Raw genomic sequence first — 19,289 nt, forward strand, 5'->3', positions numbered from 1 at the left:
GTGCAGCCAACACCGCTGCAACTTCAAGGCCGAAGGGTAAATTATTCTTCAAGCTGGTACGGCGCAGACTCAAACAAATAACCATCAAAATCAGGATGGTTGGCATCTGAAAGCTCGAGCAGTTTTAGTTTTACATTTTCCAAGTGCTGCCACATGGCTTGCTTAGCCGCTTTGCTGTCACGGCGTAACACCGCTTGCAAGATTTTCTGATGGTCTTCCAACCACTGCCAACGGTAGCTGAAATCCAGGGTGTGACGGTGAGCAACCTGCCACATGGCGCTGGTTTTGCGCGCTTGCCAGGCCTCTGTAACCATATTGGCTAGCACGCTATTTTGCGTCGATTGTGCCAGTAGGCAATGAAACAACTCATCAGCGCTTTCATCCACTGCCCCCGCAGCCAGTGCAGTCTTTTCCTGCTCGATGGCGTGACGCATTTTGATGATATCGGTTTTGGTCGCCTGCATGGCAGCAAAAGCGGCAACTTCGCTTTCCAGTAATTGGCGGGCTTGCAGTAATTCAAATGGGCCGTAACCACTATCAGAGGCCACTGCGGATTCACCGTTTGCTGGCATATCGGGCACGTTAACCACATAGACGCCTGAACCTTTGCGTACCTCCACCAATTTTTCCAGCTCCAGCATAATCAGTGCTTCACGAACCACACTGCGACTGACACTGAAATTTTCGGCGATGTCACGCTCAGGCGGTAAACGATCGCCTAAGTTGTATTGCCCGCTGACAATCGCCTCACGCAATTGACTGCCCACTTCCTGATATAACCGCATAACCTTATTTCCTGCATCAGGTATTGGCGTGACTAATACCAAATTGGCCTGACCAAAGGGTGTCTGAATGAGGGTTAGTATATCATGTGGTCGAACAATATCATTGTAGCGAAACAAGATGATTTCATTTGAATCGCATCATCCATCTAACACGGCTTATCACTGTGATAAGCCGTGCTTGTAGGAATGCGTCATATTGTTTGAATATATTAGAGATAAGTGACGGTGAAAATTCCCAGACTACGCTGCGGGTTCAACCATTCCAGATGGGAAGAAGCTAAATTACCCGGTAAACGAGCAGTGAGAGGCATATTAGCAGAAACAACTTGCCGTTGAGTCAATGTCTCACCATTACGATAACAGCGTGTGGTAATGATACTCTCGATGAAAGCGGTATCACATGGACTATCTACAATAGCACCAAAAAATGTAATTGTTCCTGTAGCAGACCGGGTAGATTGCGCACTACTTGCAGCAAAGGAGACTATCCATGAAAACATTATTGCTACGATAATTAGCACTCGAAAATTCATCATAACCACCTCGACTCTCATATCTGTCATTTTAAATGATAGAGGATTCCAGCCAGAGCGATGGGAATGAGCGAGCATTTTTTATTGCCCGACTCCGTTTATAACTCACTAAGATTCCTCGTAGAAGTGAATTATATTGCTTAGTCTTGCAACGCTATTAGGCGAGGTTCCTAACATACCTAGGAAATTGTCTGCCTTTTAGCCTTTTTCGTTTAATAATAAGCTTGGCTGGTGTTATATCCTCTTCTGATAACATCGACACCCATGAGCCTTTTCTTGAGAGGTTATTGAAAATAAATTTACGGTAGGAGGCCTCTGATGACAAAAACGAACTTGATTACTGGCTTTTTGGGGTGCGGTAAGACCACCACCATTCGCCATTTATTGTCACAAAAACCGCAAAATGAAAAATGGGCGGTACTGGTTAATGAATTTGGTGAGATTGGTATTGATGGTGCGCTATTAGCAGACAGCGGTGCGGTATTAAAAGAAATACCGGGCGGGTGCATGTGTTGTGTTAATGGGTTACCGATGCAAGTGGGTTTGAATATGCTGCTACAGCAGGCAAAACCGGATCGGTTATTAATCGAACCGACTGGATTGGGCCATCCAAAACAGATCTTGTCTTTATTAACCTCCGATATTTACCAACCCTGGATTGACCTGCGTGCCACCCTCTGTCTGGTCGATGCCCGCCAGTTAAGTGAACCGCGTTATACCGAAAATGAGAACTTCCGCGACCAACTGGCGGCCGCAGATATCATCGTGGCAAATAAGCAGGATACCTACACCTCACAGGACTACAGTGCATTGCAGCAATGGCATGACCGCCAATCCATGCCACGTCCACTTTATTATGCAGAACAAGGAAAGGTAGATGCGGCCCTGCTTGATATCCCACACAGTAATAATAATGAATTGCCTGACGGTACCCATCACCACGGTTCAGGGCGACAAAAAGGCTTGGCGGCACTCCGTTTAAAAGGGATCGAGCCTTGGCGGCGAGCGCTGAATCAGGGGCAAGGTTATCAGAGCTGTGGTTGGGTATTTAATGCTGAGACAGTGTTTGATACGGTTCCATTGTTGGAATGGATACGGTTAAATCCAGTGGAGCGGGTCAAAGGTGTTATGCGTATTGCCGAAGGCACTTTGGTGGTTAACCGGCAAGGTGCTGACTTGCAAATAGAAACACGTCAAATAGCACCACTGGACAGCCGAATTGAGCTGATTAGTGCCTCTGAAGCGGATTGGAACATGCTACAGCATCAATTACTGACTATCAGACTACATAAAGGGGTATGATATACCTCGATTTTTATTTGTTACACAATTCATACATTGATAATTTATAGGCCCCGCATGACTCGGCGTAATTTACCGACAATACTACTGCTCAATTTTCTTGGGATTGCTTTGTTCTTATCTTGGTATATCCCGGCGCACCATGGCATTTGGTTTAAAATAGACTCGGCAATATTCTTCTATTTTAACCAACACCTGCTGTCCAGCACGTCATTTCTGCATTGGGTGGCTATCACCAACAACCGGATTTTTGATGTTATTTCCCTAATATCTATGGGGCTGCTTTATTTGTACTTCTATATGAAGGAAACACCCGCGGGTCGCCGCCGCCTGATAGTCACCGGGTTTGTTATGCTATTAACTGCGGTGGTCCTCAATCAACTAGGTCATCTGCTGCCTGTTTCGCATCCCAGCCCGACACTGACGTTTGAAAATATAAATCGCGTCAGTGAATTAACCGGTATTCCAACCAAAGATGCCTCCAGTGATAGTTTCCCTGGCGACCATGGCATGATGCTGATGATCTTTGCCTGCTTTATGCTGCGCTATTTTTCCCGCGGTGCTTTTGCCATCGCCCTACTGATCGTCGTTATTTTTTCAATGCCACGGGTGATGATTGGCGCGCATTGGTTTACTGACATTGCGGTCGGCTCACTGTCGATAGTGCTGGTTGGGATAAGCTGGGTATTGCTGACGCCATTAAGTGACAAGATAATTGATGTGATTAACCGGAATCTACCAGGGGCAAAAAGCCAATAGCGTTATTGGCTTTATATTAAGGCAAAAAAGTTCATTTTTTGCCTTTCTCTCACCTTAACCTTTTCCTTCATTTATTGTTACCAAACGGCTACAAATCCAGCTATCCACTTTTAATCTGAAATTTTACATTATGTTACATAACCTTTAGCTATAATAATGGATGTAAAAGGTCTCGCCTTTTATTAATCATTACGGTAATCTCGAAAACGTTTGTGTTCGGATTTGGGTCATTCGCCTCTTGCATGATTAATATTGTGCGTTCTAGCACAGTTATTCAGTTAAGTGATTGTCTAATCGGATCTCAATCAATAATCTCGATTCGTTTGGTTTTTTTGGTAGCGACATCCGTCGTAAGGACAGCAAGGGAAAACAACAACAATGGTCAAGTCTCAACCTATTATGAGATATATTCTGCGGGTAATTCCTGCGGTTGCAGCAGCGGTAATGTTATCCGCGTGTAGTTCATCACAGACTTCGAACTTACATAATGCGCAAACTGAGATGCGTGCAGTTAATGACAAAGATGGGCTTTTACTGCAAGCCTCTCAGGATGAATTCGAAGCGATGGTACGCAACGTTGACGTCAAGTCGAAGATTTTAGAACAGTATGCAGGGTGGAAAGGGGTTCGTTATCGTTTAGGCGGTAGCAGCAAACGCGGTATTGATTGCTCCGCATTTGTACAAACCACTTTCCGTGAACAATTTGGTATGGATTTGCCACGCTCAACCTCTGAGCAGCAGGATCTTGGCAAAACAATCCAACGAACTAAATTGCGCCCCGGTGATTTGGTGCTGTTCCGTGCAGGTTCGACTGGCCGCCATGTAGGTATCTACTTAGGTAACGATAAATTTGTGCATGCATCGACCAGTGTCGGTGTGACGATATCGAGCCTAAATGAAGATTATTGGAATAAGCGTTATCGCGATGGCCGTCGTGTCCTAAGTAGCGGTTCGCGCAGTTAGCTGATTTTTATTCCTGTTGTCCGAGATACCAAACGAAACTGTAAAACGCTGCCATTGGCAGCGTTTTTTATTGTCTGAACATACCTCCTTATCCTTCCGCTACCAGCCCAATTTCCGGTCAATTTGTAGGAAACCTCCTTTTTTGGCTGGAGGGCGCGAAATCCAAGAATTTTCTGTGTAAGATAATTCCCGCTTAGCTGAGACTTTTCTGGCGATCAGAGATCTCTACCAACGATTTATCCTTATAAAATTATATAGGTCGTGTTAATAAGCTGGGGATTTGTTTTATCGAAGCATATTGCCAAAAATATATCGGTATAAATGAACGCTGCTTGTTTCAGTTATTTGATGCATTTAAACCGCATCTTTTATTTATATTGAATAGAGATTCAATTGGATAGGCTAATTACTGTTAACCCTGCGCATTGGCAAACTGGTAGCGTTGCGTTGCTAACTTAACTTATACTCATAACACTTTATCGATCATGCTGAGGAGCGGCGTAACATGGGTTCAAACAGTGCGTTCTCCCGCAATATTTTATCCAGACGCCATCTTGTAAAAAAAAGTGTCATCCTCGCACTCTGTTTTTTTATTTGCTTTGTCATTATTACTTTGTCATTACTTTATCGCAGTAGTGAACGTAAATTAACAACACAAAGTGATCATATTATCTCCTACACCTCCCAGTTTCTAAATGAACTGACTACCACTATGTCTCAACTTATCCCGCTAAGTGACAAAAGTTGTGAGCAAGCCAGCCCGGCACTCCACTATCGGGCTGCATTTACTAATGGTGTCAGAGCATTTTTATTGGTTAGAGACAGTATCGCTTATTGCTCTTCAGCAACAGGTGATATGCAAGTCGCTGTCAGTGCGCTATATCCTAAAATAAACTTACATCAGCCGTTGGACTTTAAAATTCAGCAAGGCACCCCCATGATGCCCAGTAAACCTGCGGTCGGGGTGTGGTTGCGTGAAGCTGGGCGCGGCAATACCGGTGTATTGGCGACATTAGAATTAACCTTACACCCTTATTTATTGCTGAATTATTCAGATAATCAAGTCAACGGCTTAGCCATTATTATTGATGAATTAGCGGTAACGACTTTTGACTCTAAAGTCTTACCTATCAGCCAGCTACCGGCACGCGCCTCGCGTGAGATCCAGCTACCGGGCTACCCGATTAAAATATTGATTTATCATACTAGCCTGACAGCTGATGACATTCGCATGACCCTATTAGGAGGGCTATTACTTGCCGGTCTGGTTGGAATCCTTGCTTATTATATTTTAATTGCCAGCCAGAGTGCTGAAGCTGAAATTTTGCGCGGTATTCGACGCGGCGAATTCTTCGTTGAATATCAACCAGTATTTCGTTCACATGATCGTTCATTATCTGGCCTTGAAGCGCTTATTCGTTGGGAACATCCTATTGAAGGGCGCATATCCCCGGATCTTTTTATTCCGTATGCGGAAGCTCAACATCTGATTCAGCCATTAACCCGGCATCTATTTGAGTTAATCATCAAAGACAGTGAATTAATAGCAGACCACCTTCCGGCTGGGACTAAACTGGCCTTTAATATTTCCCCTGTCCATCTTGCTGATGATAACTTCCGCAAAGATGTTTCTCAGATGTTAAAGCAATTAAATACGGATATCTTGGCACCAGTATTCGAGATTACCGAGCGTGGTATGGTTGAAGAAGAGCTCGCTATTAAACAATTTGCCTGGCTGCGTTCTCAGGGGATACAAATTGCTGTCGATGATTTTGGTACCGGTCATAGCGCCCTGATCTATTTAGAACGTTTTACTTTAGATTATATTAAAATTGATCGTGGTTTTGTCAGCACCATCGGCATTAATACCGTAGCAGCACCGGTATTAGACGCAGTACTGATGCTGGCAAATAAACTCAATATTGAAACCGTCGCTGAAGGTGTTGAAACAGAGCAACAGCTCCAGTATTTGGCACATCATGGCGTAAACTACTTACAAGGTTACTTACTCAGCAAACCATTATCTGTTAAAGATCTCGTCATATTTTATAATAAAAAATAGTAACAAAAAAACATATTCAAAGTAATTGACGTTGCGGCCTGACTGCGCATACACAGCTCGAATGAGCTGATTCGAGTAAGTTATTTGGCTTAATGTTTGCTTTAATCCCCTGCAAACTGGTAATTTCGTTTAAGATTATTATCAGAATGAAACGCAGGAGCTTACCGCCAATATGTTGCCACGCCTATTTGCTGCCTTGGTACTTTCAGCCCTGAGTTTTGGCCTACAGGCTGAAACCATCAAAGAAGGCGTCTCTTTTGCCATACTGGGTGAACCTAAGTATTCATCCGATTTCAGCCATTTTGATTACGTCAATCCAGCCGCCCCGAAGGGTGGGGATATCACGCTATCGGCCATTGGTACCTTTGATAACTTTAACCGTTATGCATTGCGCGGTAACCCGGCGATACGCACTGAACGGCTGTATGACTCACTATTTGGTACCTCAGACGATGAGATTGGCAGCTACTATCCATTAATTGCCGAGTCCGCACGTTTTGCGCCTGACTTACACTGGATTGAAGTTGATATAAATCCACGTGCCCGTTTTCATGATGACACCCCTATTACCGCACAGGATGTCGCCTTCACCTTCAATAAATTTATGACCGAAGGTGTGCCACAATTTCGCATTATTTATAAAGGCGTACAGGTAAAAGCCATTTCCCGGCTGACAGTGCGTTTTGAATTCCCGGAACCGAATAAAGATAAAATGTTAGGTTTGTTTGGCTTACCGGTGATGCCTGCTCATTTCTGGCAAAACCATAAACTGAGTGATCCGCTGAGCAAGCCCCCCGTTGGCAGCGGCCCTTATCGCATCGGCAAATATAAGATGGGCCAGTTTATTACCTATGAACGGGTGAGAGATTACTGGGCAGCCAATCTACCGGTTAACCGTGGCCAATATAATTTTGATACCATCCGCTACGACTACTATCTGGATGATAAAGTCGCATTGGAAGCCTTTAAAGCCGGTGCATTCGATTTCCGTGAGGAAACCTCACCGAAGAGTTGGGCGACACAATATGTCGGGGGTAATTTTGCGAAAAATTATATCGCCAAGCAGGATATTGTCGACAACTCGGCACAAAATACCCGATGGCTGGCATTTAACGTTCAGCGCCCGATTTTTAGCGATCGACGAGTTCGCCAGGCACTGACGTTAGCTTTTGACTTTGACTGGATGAATAAAGCCTTCTATTTCAATAGTTATCAACGCACCAATAGTTTCTTCCAAAATACTGAATATGCGGCAAAAGGTTATCCAGATAGTGCCGAACTGGCTTGGCTGGGTCCGTTGAAGGGCAAAGTACCACCAGAGGTGTTCACACAGATTTATCAGCCGCCACAAACTGATGGCAGCGGCGACTCACGGGATAATCTGTTAAAAGCACGGGAATTGCTCAGCGAAGCAGGCTGGGAAGTGAAAAATCAGCAATTGGTTAACAGCAAAACCGGTAAGCCTTTTGTTTTTAAATTGCTGTTACTCAGTGGCAGTAACTTCCAATATGTTCAACCGTTTAAACATAATTTGCAGCGTTTGGGCATTACCATGAATATCCGCGAGGTTGACAGCTCCCAGTTTGTTAACCGCCTGCGCAGTCGGGATTACGATATGATCCCGACGGTTTACAGTGCCTTCCCCTACCCTAGCCCAAATCTGCAAATTTGGTGGAGCTCGGCTTATATCGATTCCAGTTATAACTCCTCCGGGATTAAAGATCCGGCTATTGACCAATTGATCGCAGAGATTATCAAACATCAGGATCAGCCAGAGGCATTACAGTCCCTTGGCCGGGCACTTGATAGGGTATTGACCTGGAACTATCTGATGATTCCGATGTGGTACTCCAACCATGCCCGCTTTGCCTATTGGGATAAATTCTCGATGCCGGCAGACCGCCCCACCTATTCGCTTGGGTTTGATAGCTGGTGGTTTGATGTCAACAAGGCAGCTCGTCTGCCAACAGAACGTCACTAGGGGGCTGCTGTGGGTGGATATCTATTACGGCGACTATTGCTGGTTATTCCCACGCTGTGGGCAATCATTACCATCAACTTTTTTATTGTGCAAATTGCACCGGGTGGGCCAGTTGATCAGGCGATTGCCAATATTGAATTGGGTCACTCCAGTGGATTTACCGCCAGTGGCGGTGATGGTGGGCTGGGGGGGGCTAAAGTCGGCCTCAATGCGGCACAAGTGGGTGATAGCAACTATCGCGGTTCACGCGGGTTAGACCCAGAAGTTATTGCCGAAATCAAACAACGCTTTGGTTTTGACAAGCCGCTGCACCAGCGCTATTTCGATATGCTATGGAGCTATGTCCGCTTTGATTTTGGCGACAGCCTGTTCCGGGGTGAATCGGTAATGTCGTTAGTGAAACATAGCCTGCCGGTCTCTATTTCACTTGGGCTATGGAGCACGCTGATTATTTATCTGGTTTCTATTCCATTAGGCATTAAAAAGGCGGTGCGCAATGGATCAGCTTTTGATACCTGGAGCAGTACTCTCATTATAATCGGGTATGCCATTCCTTCGTTTCTGTTTGCGATTTTACTGGTGGTGTTGTTTTCCGGCGGCAGTTATTTCGATCTATTCCCACTACGGGGGCTGGTTTCCAGTAACTTTGATACCCTGCCGTGGTACGGCAAAATAACCGACTATTTGTGGCATATTACTTTACCGGTATTGGCTACCGTCATTGGCGGCTTCGCCACGCTGACGATGCTGACCAAGAACTCGTTCCTTGACGAAATCCGCAAGCAATATGTGGTGACTGCGCGCGCTAAAGGGTTACCCGAAGAAAAAATTCTGTATCGCCATGTCTTTCGCAACGCCATGTTGTTGGTTATCGCTGGCTTCCCTGCCACCTTTATCAGCATGTTTTTCACCGGGTCGCTGTTGATTGAAGTGATGTTTTCACTCAATGGTTTAGGGCTATTGGGTTATGACGCCACTTTGCAGCGTGATTACCCAGTGATGTTTGGCACTCTTTATATTTTCACCCTGATTGGTTTACTGCTGAATATCCTCAGTGATATCACCTACACCCTGGTTGATCCACGGATTGATTTTGAGGGCCGCCAATAATGATACGGCTAAGTGCTATTAATCAGGCCCGCTGGGCGCGTTTTCGCAATAATCGCCGTGGCTACTGGTCACTGTGGATCTTCCTGACACTGTTTATTATCAGTCTGTTTGCCGAACTGATAGCCAATGACAAACCGCTACTGGTGAACTATCAGGGCCGAATTTATATGCCTTTTATGGTTAATTACAGCGAATCCACTTTTGGTGGGATTTTAACCACGGCGGCAGATTATCAAGACCCTTATGTGATTGGCCGGATTAATGACAATGGCTGGGCCATCTGGGCACCCATACGTTTTAGCAATAACACCATCAATTTTGCGACTGATGTCCCTTTCCCTTCGCCACCTAGCCGGACCAACTTGCTGGGCACCGACAGTACTGGCGGCGATGTCTTAGCCAAAGTCATCTATGGTTTCCGTATCTCGCTGTTATTCGGCCTGACATTAACCCTGTTCTCCAGCGTAATTGGTATCTGTGCTGGCGCGGTACAAGGTTATTACGGCGGCAAAATTGACTTGTGGGGGCAACGATTTATCGAGGTGTGGTCGGGGATGCCGACACTATTTTTAGTGATTCTACTGTCCAGCATCGTCCAACCCAACTTCTGGTGGCTGTTAGCCATCACCGTGCTGTTTGGCTGGATGGGATTAGTGGGTGTGGTGCGAGCAGAATTTCTACGTACCCGAAATTATGACTATATCCGTGCAGCACGAGCTATGGGAGTAGGTGATCGAGTCATTATGTCGCGCCATATGTTGCCCAATGCCATGGTGGCAACACTAACCTTCCTGCCCTTTATCCTGTGCGGTTCGATAACCACACTAACCTCACTGGATTTTCTCGGTTTTGGCCTGCCGATGGGGTCACCGTCATTAGGCGGTCTGTTATTAGAAGGTAAAAATAACCTTCAGGCTCCCTGGCTTGGCATCACCGCATTCCTGGTATTGGCAGTGCTGTTATCTCTGTTGATCTTTATCGGCGAAGCAGTACGTGACGCCTTTGACCCAAGTAAGGTGTACTGATATGGCGACTTCACCACTTCTGGATATTCAAAATCTCAGTGTTGCATTTCGCCAGGCGAATATTGATCGCGAGGTGGTCAGCGAGCTGTCATTGCAAATCAATGCCGGTGAGACACTGGCACTGGTCGGGGAATCGGGTTCGGGCAAGAGTGTCACCGCGTTATCAATATTGCGTTTACTGCCTTCACCACCGGTGGTCTACCCGGGCGGTGATATTCTGTTTGCTGGGCAATCTCTGCTGCATGCCGATGAACCGACGCTGCGAAAAGTGCGCGGCAATCAGATTTCAATGATTTTCCAAGAACCTATGGTGTCACTCAACCCACTGCATACCATTGAAAAACAGTTGGCAGAAGTGTTGTCACTGCACCGCGGTATGCGCCGGGAGGCGGCCAGAGTTGAGATTATTCAATGTCTCGACCGGGTGGGTATTCGTAATGCCAAAGGGCGTTTGGGCGATTTCCCTCATCAACTTTCCGGCGGAGAACGCCAGCGGGTGATGATTGCGATGGCGGTATTGACCCAACCTAAATTACTGATTGCCGATGAACCTACCACTGCGCTGGATGTTTCGGTGCAAGCCCAGATTTTGAGTTTGCTGAAAGAGTTAAAGCAAGAGATGGGCATGAGCTTGCTATTTATCACCCATAACCTGAATATCGTGCGCCGGTTGGCAGATAACGTGGCAGTGATGCGCGAAGGCCGCAAGGTGGAGCAGAATAGCCGTCAGGCGCTGTTTAGTACCCCACAGCACCCCTACACCCGCCAATTATTAGACGCCGAACCACAAGGTGACCCACTGCCCCTCACGCCGGGTCTAAAACCCCTGCTTGAAGTAAAAGGTCTACAGGTGGCGTTTCCTATTAAACGTGGTTTATTACGACGTACCGTTGATTACCATTATGCTTTGCACGATCTTAATTTCACCCTGAATCCCGGTGAGAGCCTTGGTTTGGTGGGTGAATCAGGCTCAGGGAAAAGCACCTCAGGGCTGGCATTGCTGCGCTTGTTACCCTCAAAAGGTGAGATTTGGTTTAGCGGGCAGCCATTACACAAGTTTACCCCTAAACAGATGCTGCCCTATCGCAGCCGAATTCAGGTGGTATTCCAGGATCCCTACTCAGCGCTAAACCCACGCCTGAATGTGCAGCAGATAATCGCCGAAGGGCTGGAAGTTCATCAAAGACTCAGTGCGGTACATCGTGAACAACGGGTGATTAAAGCGATGGAAGAAGTGGGATTAGATCCGGTCACCCGTTATCGTTATCCAACCGAGTTTTCTGGTGGCCAGCGCCAGCGCATTGCCATTGCCCGTGCGTTGATCTTGCAACCGCAGTTACTGATTCTTGATGAACCGACCTCTTCATTGGATAAGTCGGTACAGGCCCAAATTCTGGCTTTGCTGAAATCCCTTCAGCAGCGTTATCAGCTCAGCTATCTGTTTATCAGTCATGACTTACAGGTAGTGCGATCACTCTGCCATCAGGTGATTGTATTAAGACAAGGCGAGGTAGTAGAACAAGGTGACTGTCAGGCCATATTTGCCGCGCCCCAGCAGCAGTATACACAGCAGTTGCTACAATTTGCGGATACGTCAGATTGAGGTCTGGTGCGGGGGGCATACCCAAGCGCCATGACACCGACCAACGCGCAATAGCTAATTAGAAGGGGTACAAGGCGGTCAGGGTTTCGGCAATGGCGACACCGACATCTTTCAGGCGACACATAGTAGCACTCTCATCCTGAGTGTGAACAAATAGACAAGGCTCGCCTTCCCATTCGACTATCGCGGAATCCACTTGTATCTCTTGTAGAGAGAGGTGGAGCCGCTGCATGATAATCTGCGCATGGCTGCCATCGTGGCTGAGTAACTTCAGCCCCATAAGATCATTATTGCTATCGTCTATCGCCGTCAGTGGTATCGGTTCAACTTTGACCCCGATAAAACCTGATAACCAACGGTAACTTTGCGGCAGACGATGTACTACCGAAAGTTGGATATTATTCACGTGTTTTTCCTAGTAAAAATAAAAATTCAAAAATTACAAAAGCACCACAATGACTCACACTCACTAAAGTTATAGCCGCTAAGTTGGCATTGTGCCTGATTCACCCCTCATCAAAACACAACATTGATAACAATTTAGAAACTTAAAACCAACAAAGCCATTTTTGTGTTGTTTTTTTAATCGTGTGTCAGCCCTGCATATCCAGACTGAAACCACCGGTTTGAGATTTAGATCCCATTTTTCGTTATATTTATACCTTTATGGCGACCATCTCAACCATTTTTCTTGCAAACCCATTACTTATTGCTCGCGAAATTTTTACATTTGATGAACAATCACATGTTATCTCTATAGCTCAAAATGAAATTAATCAATTGATAAATATATAAATTTACTAACATACGTAACTATTCGACTGACAGAAATATCTGATAAAAACGCTTCAATAACAATTTGCGATTTTTTATATGTTCGCTCAAAAAGTTAACAATATGGTGCCAATCATAACTATGCAATAAATAATGATATGCATGCTTATTATATTGATTGAACGCAAGAACCGCGCATTTTTAAGTGGCAATTCGGGCGATATTGACGGGAATAAATGAGTCGACGAGGAAAATAATTGAATAAATAAATAATGAGTACATTGAGGATAAATAATGTCAGTGAAGGGAACGCCCTAAGACGCCCCCTCACCTTCTTGCAATAACCATTAACTGATAAGCCCCAGCAACTTAGCCTTGATAAGGATTACGGCGATAGTTATTACGACGATAGTTATTTCACCGCATCCTTATGTGGGCGACTGGCATAAAGATACAACAACATGGCCACAATTATACAAAATGCCATTGAGCTTACCATTGGCCAGGCACTGCGGGATGGCGCCATCGACAACAGCGTTCCTACCACCGCACCAATACCAAAGCGTAGGGTCCCTGCCAGAGAAGACGCAGTACCGGCCATATGGGGGAAATCATCCAAAATAACCGCCATCGCATTCGAGGTGATCATGGCGATGCAACCGACATAAGCCGCTACACCCAATACCAACGCCCAGAACCCCATCCCAGTGGCGCAAACCACCAGCAACCAGATCCCCATAACAAATTGCACTAGCATGCCAAATCGGAACATTTTAAGCGCTCCGAAGCGGCGTACATTGCGGCTATTAATCAAGGTCATCAAGAACAAGAAGACAATATTCAGCGCAAAATAATAGCCAAAGTTTTGTGGAGAAACGCCGTTTAAATCGATATAAACAAAGGGACCGGCACTGAGGAATGAGAACATCCCAGCAAAAGAGAAACCGCTCGCTAACATATAGCTCAGTACCCGCTTATGGCGGAATAACGTGGCAAAATTGCCAATAGTGGTGCGCAAATGGAATCGTTGCCGTTTCTCTCGCGGCAAGCTTTCTTTAATAAACAGTGCAACCAAAATCGCGCCGACCAATGCAGCACCCGCCATGGTCCAGAAGATGGCGTGCCAGCTAAACCATACCAACAATGCACCACCGATAATCGGTGCCAGCAAGGGTGCGATGGTCATCACCAACACTACAAAAGACATCATGCGAGAGAAGTCATCTTTAGTGAACATATCGCGCATCAATGCATTAATCACCACACTCGCGGCGGCGGCAGACAAACCATGCAGGAAACGCAAGTTAATCAGTTGTTCGATTGATTGCGCCATGGCACAAGCCATACCCGCGAGCGCAAATATTAGCGTACCCCAAAAGATAACCGGCTTGCGCCCGAGGCTATCAGCCATTGGCCCATAGAACATTTGTCCGATGGCAAACCCCAGCACATAGGCGCTTAGAGTCATCTGCACCGCACCACTCTCTACGCCAAACTCCTGTGCAATAATCGGCATACTCGGCAGATACATATCAATTGCCAAAGGCATCAGCATTGATAACAAACCGAGGATAAAGATCAAGCCAACGTGGGATGTCCGGTTCTTCTCTTCATTTTGGGTACTGGCATGCACGTTCAACAACTCCTTCAATAACCTACCGCGGGTTATACCCGTCATACTTCAAGCCGCATGTGCGTTGGCTACGCTCTTTCACCCGAATCATTGACTCCCGTCAACTCATCGGGACTCTATCGCTTGCCGCCTTCCTGCAACTCGAATTATTTAGTGTAATATCAACGGCAAGACAGCCCGCGCTGTAATAGAAAATCAATTACAGATGAGGCGCGCCGACACTGGCAATCTCTTCTGTGGTTAACGGGCGGTACTCGCCTGGCGCCAAATCGTCATCAAGTTTAATGTCGCCAATTCGCTCACGATGCAGCTCTATAACCCGATTTCCCACCGCCGCGAACATCCGTTTTACCTGATGATAACGCCCTTCACTGAGGGTTAAACGCACCAACTGAGGCTCTATAACCTCAAGTTGAGCCGGTTTGGTGAGAGATTTTTCATTATGCAACTGTACACCATCAGTAAATTGTTGCGCGGTATCATCAGCCAATGGGTGTTCCAGCGTCACCAGATAGGTCTTTTCACAATGATGGCGCGGTGAGGTGATCCGATGCGACCACTGACCATCGTCGGTCATCAGTACCAATCCGGTGGTATCGATGTCCAAACGCCCGGCGGCATGGAGTTTGTATGCCACTGGCTCATCAAGGAAATACAGCACGGTCGGGTGATCTGGGTCTTCTGTCGAACACACATAACCCTGCGGTTTGTTCAGCATGAAATAACGTGGGCCAACGGTTTGTTGTAATGGGTTGCCATCAAATCTCACGTCTTGTTCCGGTGTCAGCTTAATCGCACCACTTTTGACCACTTCGCCATCAATAGTGACTCGTTTTGCCCGCAGCTCGCGCGCGACTAACGCCCGGCTGACACCTAATTGCTGAGATAAAAACTTGTCCAATCGCATTGAATCTACTTTGCCTGTTGTCTTGTCGTACCGCTGACGGGCACGATACCCGCAATCACACCCGCCAACGACAGCAGGATGCTCATGATACGGTGTGAAATGAATGAAGCAGTTGGGAGAAAATCATTTGCTGCCTACCAGATTCATCAGTATAGCGGCGGTTGCCATATCATCCTAGGAACAGTTACGTAAAAAGTTGTTATTGAGAAACAACTTACCCCCAGAGTGCGCCGCGTCTATCACGCCACCCCATCAGTGCTAACTTGGGGCCTCGCGCCAACAGCCTCCGACAGGCATAATAGTCAAAAGTTTTTCATTATAAAGAGAGAGAAATGTCACGCATACGCGCGGAAAAGGGTTGCGGGGAGAATGGGTTGAAAACCATCGGGCTGGTGCACTAATGGCATTTACACTGCGCCCCTATCAGCAAGAGGCTGTCGATGCCACTCTTGCCCATTTTCGCCGCCACAGTGAGCCTGCGTTGATTGTTCTACCCACCGGGGCAGGCAAAAGTCTGGTGATCGCCGAATTGGCGAAACTGGCTCGCGGGCGCGTTCTGGTGCTGGCTCATGTCAAAGAGTTGGTAGCACAGAATCACGCCAAATATTGCGCCTACGATTTAGAGGCTGATATTTTCGCCGCTGGCTTGCAGCAACGCCAAAGCGCAGGAAAAGTGGTGTTTGGCAGTGTGCAGTCAGTGGCACGAAACCTGCCCCTGTTTGATAGTGCCTTTTCACTACTGATTATTGATGAATGCCATCGTATCAGTGATGACGATGACAGCCAGTATCAGCAAATTATTCAGCATTTACGTACCACCAACCCCCGACTGCGCTTGCTGGGATTGACCGCCACACCTTACCGATTGGGAAAAGGCTGGATTTATCAATTCCATTATCACGGTATTACCCGTGGTGATGAAAAGTCCCTTTTTCGCGATTGTATTTATGAATTACCCTTGCGCTACATGATCAAGCACGGTTTTCTGGTCCCCCCAGAGCGGTTGGATATGCCCGTGGTACAGTATGATTTCAGTCGCCTGACCAGCAACAGTAGCGGCCTGTTCCGAGAAGCAGATTTAGACCGTGAACTTAAGCAGCAGCAACGAATTACTCCGCATATTGTTAACCAGATAATTGAATATGCCGCTCAACGTCGCGGGGTAATGATTTTTGCCGCGACAGTTGAACACGCCAAGGAGGTGTATGGCTTGCTGCCAAAAGACGAGGCTGCACTGGTGAGCGCCACTACCCCGCCTAATGAGCGCGATGCGTTAATCACTGCCTTTAAGCAGCAGCAACTGCGCTATTTGGTTAATGTGGCGGTGTTAACCACTGGCTTTGATGCCCCCCATGTTGATCTGATTGCCATTCTTCGCCCCACGGAATCGGTCAGTTTGTATCAACAGATAGTCGGCCGAGGTTTGCGGTTATCACCGGGTAAAGAAGATTGCCTGATTCTGGATTACGCTGGCAATCCCCATGACCTTTTTACCCCTGAAGTGGGTACCAGCAAGCCGCATAGTGGCAGTCAGCCGGTTCAGGTATTTTGCCCAGATTGCGGCTTTGCCAATATCTTCTGGGGAAAATGTACCGAGTCGGGTGACATTATTGAACACTATGGTCGCCGCTGTCAGGGGTGGTTTGAGGACCAACAAGGCGTGCGGGCGCAATGTGATTATCGCTTTCGCTTTAAGTGCTGCCCGCATTGTGGGGCGGAAAATGACATTGCCGCCCGCCGTTGTCACCAGTGCCAGGAGGTTCTGGTCGATCCCGATGATATGCTGAAAGCCGCGTTAAAATTAAAAGATGCCCTGGTGCTGCGTTGTGGCGGTATGAGTCTGGAGACGGGCCATGACGCAAAGGGTGAGTGGCTGAAAATCACCTACTACGACGAAGACGGCACTAATACCAGCGAACGTTTTCGCTTAACCACCGCCGCGCAACGTATGGCATTTGAACAAATTTTCCTGCGTCCACACCAACGGGCACCCGGTGTGGCGCTGAAATGGCAAACGGCGGCCGATATCATCGCGCAACAAGCCCTGTTACGTTATCCCGATTTTGTCGTGGCCCGCCGTCGTGGGCAATGGTGGCAAATTAGAGAAAAGATATTTGATTATCAGGGCCGTTTCCGGCGGGCTGACTCCCTTGCCTGAGCCGCATTTAGCCTGAGATTTTCGCAGTTTTATTTGCTGTCTGGTCGATATTTCGCTAGAATGCCGCCCGCTTTGCTCTGGGTTTACCCAATCAAAGCCGAGTATCGAACCTGTTGCTGGGTCGCCTGTAGCAGGGTAAATTTTCTTTAAGAGAAAACAAAATGACCACTATCAATGTAGAAGTACGTAACGACCAGGGTAAGGGTGCGAGCCGCCGCCTGCGTGCAGCAAATAAATTTCCGGCAATCATTTACGGTGGTTCTGAAGCAGCTATCTCTATTGCTCTTGACCATGACACCACCAAGAACCTTGAATTGAAACCGGGCTTTTATGATTCCGTACTGACTCTGGTTGTTGACGGTAAAGAAACCAAAGTTAAAGTACAGGCTGTTCAGCGTCACGCTTTCAAGCCAAAACTGACTCATATCGACTTCGTTCGCGTTTAATCGCGTCGCTTTCGATATTCGGGACGCCGAAATAAAAAACGCCGCTTATGCGGCGTTTTTTATTGGCTATCGTCACGGTGGTAACCGTTACTTTTTGCCTGAATTACGCTGTAACTGATCACGCAGATTGGGTGGAGTGCCTTTAATAGTCAACGTATCTGTCGCGGCATCCCAAAAAATACGCTCACCCAGCAACAATGCATCAAAATTGATACTCAACCCACCCCCACTGCCAGCAAATTTGGTTAACTGGCGCAAAGTACCGCGATCTGCTGGGAAACTCTCTTCTAACGCATAACCCTGTTCAGCCGAGAATTGCTGAAAATCTTTCTCACCCAGCGTTGGTAGCTCTTGAGAAAGCGCCTGCAACGCAATCTCTTCACCGGCTTGTAACTGCTCATTACAATAGCTATAAACCTGCTGACGGTATGCCTGGCGCTCATTTTTGCCAAGTTCAGCATCCGCGCAGTAATCATCAACCGCCTGTAATAAGCCCCGATTTTGTGCTTTGGTGTCCAGCCCCTCTGCTGCAGAGAGGAAATCCATAAAGAAGTCGGACACTTTGCGCCCTACCCGCCCTTTCAAGAACGTAAGGTAACGCGTGGATTCTGGATTATTTTCCCATTCGGTTAAATCGATACGGGCGACAATATCAGCACGGTTAATATCGAGATAATGAGTGGTACTGAGATCAAGTTGCTCATTCACTCGCATACTATTACAACTGCTCAGTACCGAGATAAGCAGATACTCCACCGCCAGATAACGATATTGGCAAAACAGCACCACACCGCCTTCGGCAAACGGATATTTGGCTAACTCATCACGTAAACGCCCGGTGGCAGCACGGCTAAAACTGAGGAAGTCTTCATCACCCTTACGGCTTCGTTTCAGCGCTTCAGCCAGCTCGCTCTGCTCATTAAACAGCCCGTAAGCTTTGCTTTTGGCGCTGTAAACACGATGCAGTTCGGCCATCATTTCTTCAACTACAGCATTGGCAGGTAACAGAGAATCGCGCAACACCACATCAAGCGTTTGTTCATCACGCTTGATAAGCTGATGTAAGGCTATCTGGTCAATATCCAGACTCATGATAAATACTCCTTTTGGCTAGGGGCGTATTCAATCACTGATGCCTGAGAGCTGCAACCCTAAAGCATTCGCGCCCCTCAATTAATGGCTAATGATTCTTAATGCTATAAAATAGCGGAAAAGCGTGTCTCTATACGGTAAGATGTGGGACTTTGT

The 19,289-nt window shown here is 46.9% G+C and carries 16 protein-coding genes; 10 read left to right on the forward strand and 6 right to left on the reverse strand.

Annotated elements, in window-relative coordinates:
* Positions 1-41 precede the first annotated feature (41 nt).
* Together ACWJJO_RS14540 and ACWJJO_RS14545 are read right to left on the reverse strand one after the other, a co-directional pair.
* Entirely contained in the window at positions 42-785 is a 744-nt protein-coding gene (locus ACWJJO_RS14540; RefSeq protein WP_083158360.1) for a GntR family transcriptional regulator, read from the reverse strand.
* 209 nt (positions 786-994) lie between these two features.
* The gene (locus ACWJJO_RS14545; protein ID WP_083163547.1) at positions 995-1,321 is read right to left on the reverse strand and encodes a hypothetical protein; all 327 of its coding nucleotides are present in this window, start codon (positions 1,319-1,321) and stop codon (positions 995-997) included.
* A 315-nt stretch (positions 1,322-1,636) separates the two neighbouring features.
* Here ACWJJO_RS14545 and ACWJJO_RS14550 point away from each other — a divergent pair, with 315 nt between their 5' ends.
* The 8 genes from ACWJJO_RS14550 (at position 1,637) to yejF (ending at position 12,123) form a co-directional block, all read left to right on the forward strand.
* Entirely contained in the window at positions 1,637-2,620 is a 984-nt protein-coding gene (locus ACWJJO_RS14550) for a CobW family GTP-binding protein (RefSeq protein WP_083158359.1), read from the forward strand.
* Between the two features lie 57 nt (positions 2,621-2,677).
* On the forward strand, positions 2,678-3,379 hold the full coding sequence (locus ACWJJO_RS14555) for a phosphatase PAP2 family protein (protein WP_083158358.1): 702 nt from the start codon (positions 2,678-2,680) through the stop codon (positions 3,377-3,379).
* Positions 3,380-3,757: 378 nt separating this feature from the next.
* Positions 3,758-4,342 carry a bifunctional murein DD-endopeptidase/murein LD-carboxypeptidase gene (mepS, locus tag ACWJJO_RS14560; RefSeq protein WP_083158357.1) on the forward strand — a complete coding sequence of 195 codons (585 nt, stop codon included), beginning with the start codon at positions 3,758-3,760 and terminating at the stop codon, positions 4,340-4,342.
* Between the two features lie 505 nt (positions 4,343-4,847).
* Entirely contained in the window at positions 4,848-6,404 is a 1,557-nt protein-coding gene (locus ACWJJO_RS14565; protein ID WP_481091175.1) for a cyclic di-GMP phosphodiesterase, read from the forward strand.
* Between the two features lie 172 nt (positions 6,405-6,576).
* On the forward strand, positions 6,577-8,385 hold the full coding sequence (locus tag ACWJJO_RS14570) for an extracellular solute-binding protein (protein ID WP_481091176.1): 1,809 nt from the start codon (positions 6,577-6,579) through the stop codon (positions 8,383-8,385).
* 9 nt (positions 8,386-8,394) lie between these two features.
* On the forward strand, positions 8,395-9,495 hold the full coding sequence (locus ACWJJO_RS14575) for a microcin C ABC transporter permease YejB (protein WP_481091177.1): 1,101 nt from the start codon (positions 8,395-8,397) through the stop codon (positions 9,493-9,495).
* Positions 9,495-10,520, forward strand: a complete 1,026-nt coding sequence (locus ACWJJO_RS14580; protein ID WP_193784629.1) for an ABC transporter permease — start codon at positions 9,495-9,497, stop codon at positions 10,518-10,520. Before ACWJJO_RS14575 ends, ACWJJO_RS14580 begins: the two co-directional genes overlap by 1 nt.
* 1 nt (position 10,521) lies before the next feature.
* A complete protein-coding gene (yejF, locus tag ACWJJO_RS14585) occupies positions 10,522-12,123 on the forward strand; it encodes a microcin C ABC transporter ATP-binding protein YejF (protein WP_372559398.1) in 1,602 nt (533 codons plus the stop codon).
* Positions 12,124-12,181: 58 nt separating this feature from the next.
* Here yejF and ACWJJO_RS14590 read toward each other — a convergent pair whose 3' ends face one another.
* From ACWJJO_RS14590 to rsuA, 3 genes are all read right to left on the reverse strand, one after another.
* Positions 12,182-12,529: a YejG family protein gene (locus ACWJJO_RS14590; protein WP_083158351.1), complete on the reverse strand. Its 348-nt coding sequence runs from the start codon at positions 12,527-12,529 to the stop codon at positions 12,182-12,184.
* Positions 12,530-13,309: 780 nt separating this feature from the next.
* Entirely contained in the window at positions 13,310-14,530 is a 1,221-nt protein-coding gene (locus ACWJJO_RS14595) for a Bcr/CflA family multidrug efflux MFS transporter (protein ID WP_083158350.1), read from the reverse strand.
* A 199-nt stretch (positions 14,531-14,729) separates the two neighbouring features.
* Positions 14,730-15,437, reverse strand: coding sequence for a 16S rRNA pseudouridine(516) synthase RsuA (gene rsuA / locus ACWJJO_RS14600; RefSeq protein WP_083158348.1), 708 nt, complete (start codon positions 15,435-15,437; stop codon positions 14,730-14,732).
* Between the two features lie 400 nt (positions 15,438-15,837).
* Between rsuA and radD the strand changes: the two genes are divergently transcribed.
* Positions 15,838-17,595 carry a DNA repair helicase RadD gene (radD, locus tag ACWJJO_RS14605; RefSeq protein ID WP_083158347.1) on the forward strand — a complete coding sequence of 586 codons (1,758 nt, stop codon included), beginning with the start codon at positions 15,838-15,840 and terminating at the stop codon, positions 17,593-17,595.
* Positions 17,596-17,756: 161 nt separating this feature from the next.
* Positions 17,757-18,041 (forward strand): 50S ribosomal protein L25, encoded by a 285-nt coding sequence (gene rplY / locus ACWJJO_RS14610; protein ID WP_004700538.1) that lies wholly within the window; start codon positions 17,757-17,759, stop codon positions 18,039-18,041.
* 87 nt (positions 18,042-18,128) lie between these two features.
* On the opposite strand, the gene yejK is transcribed toward rplY, so the two are convergent.
* Positions 18,129-19,133 (reverse strand): nucleoid-associated protein YejK, encoded by a 1,005-nt coding sequence (yejK, locus tag ACWJJO_RS14615; RefSeq protein ID WP_083158346.1) that lies wholly within the window; start codon positions 19,131-19,133, stop codon positions 18,129-18,131.
* Positions 19,134-19,289 lie beyond the last annotated feature (156 nt).

The organism is Yersinia antarctica (assembly GCF_056636475.1).

Bases quoted from the DNA above. Each gene is read 5' to 3' on its own strand.
- ACWJJO_RS14540 (WP_083158360.1), bottom strand. From the start codon at position 785: ATGCGGTTATATCAGGAAGTGGGCAGTCAATTGCGTGAGGCGATTGTC.
- ACWJJO_RS14545 (WP_083163547.1), bottom strand. From the start codon at position 1,321: ATGATGAATTTTCGAGTGCTAATTATCGTAGCAATAATGTTTTCATGG.
- ACWJJO_RS14550 (WP_083158359.1), top strand. From the start codon at position 1,637: ATGACAAAAACGAACTTGATTACTGGCTTTTTGGGGTGCGGTAAGACC.
- ACWJJO_RS14555 (WP_083158358.1), top strand. From the start codon at position 2,678: ATGACTCGGCGTAATTTACCGACAATACTACTGCTCAATTTTCTTGGG.
- mepS (WP_083158357.1), top strand. From the start codon at position 3,758: ATGGTCAAGTCTCAACCTATTATGAGATATATTCTGCGGGTAATTCCT.
- ACWJJO_RS14565 (WP_481091175.1), top strand. From the start codon at position 4,848: ATGGGTTCAAACAGTGCGTTCTCCCGCAATATTTTATCCAGACGCCAT.
- ACWJJO_RS14570 (WP_481091176.1), top strand. From the start codon at position 6,577: ATGTTGCCACGCCTATTTGCTGCCTTGGTACTTTCAGCCCTGAGTTTT.
- ACWJJO_RS14580 (WP_193784629.1), top strand. From the start codon at position 9,495: ATGATACGGCTAAGTGCTATTAATCAGGCCCGCTGGGCGCGTTTTCGC.
- yejF (WP_372559398.1), top strand. From the start codon at position 10,522: ATGGCGACTTCACCACTTCTGGATATTCAAAATCTCAGTGTTGCATTT.
- rsuA (WP_083158348.1), bottom strand. From the start codon at position 15,437: ATGCGATTGGACAAGTTTTTATCTCAGCAATTAGGTGTCAGCCGGGCG.
- radD (WP_083158347.1), top strand. From the start codon at position 15,838: ATGGCATTTACACTGCGCCCCTATCAGCAAGAGGCTGTCGATGCCACT.
- rplY (WP_004700538.1), top strand. From the start codon at position 17,757: ATGACCACTATCAATGTAGAAGTACGTAACGACCAGGGTAAGGGTGCG.
- yejK (WP_083158346.1), bottom strand. From the start codon at position 19,133: ATGAGTCTGGATATTGACCAGATAGCCTTACATCAGCTTATCAAGCGT.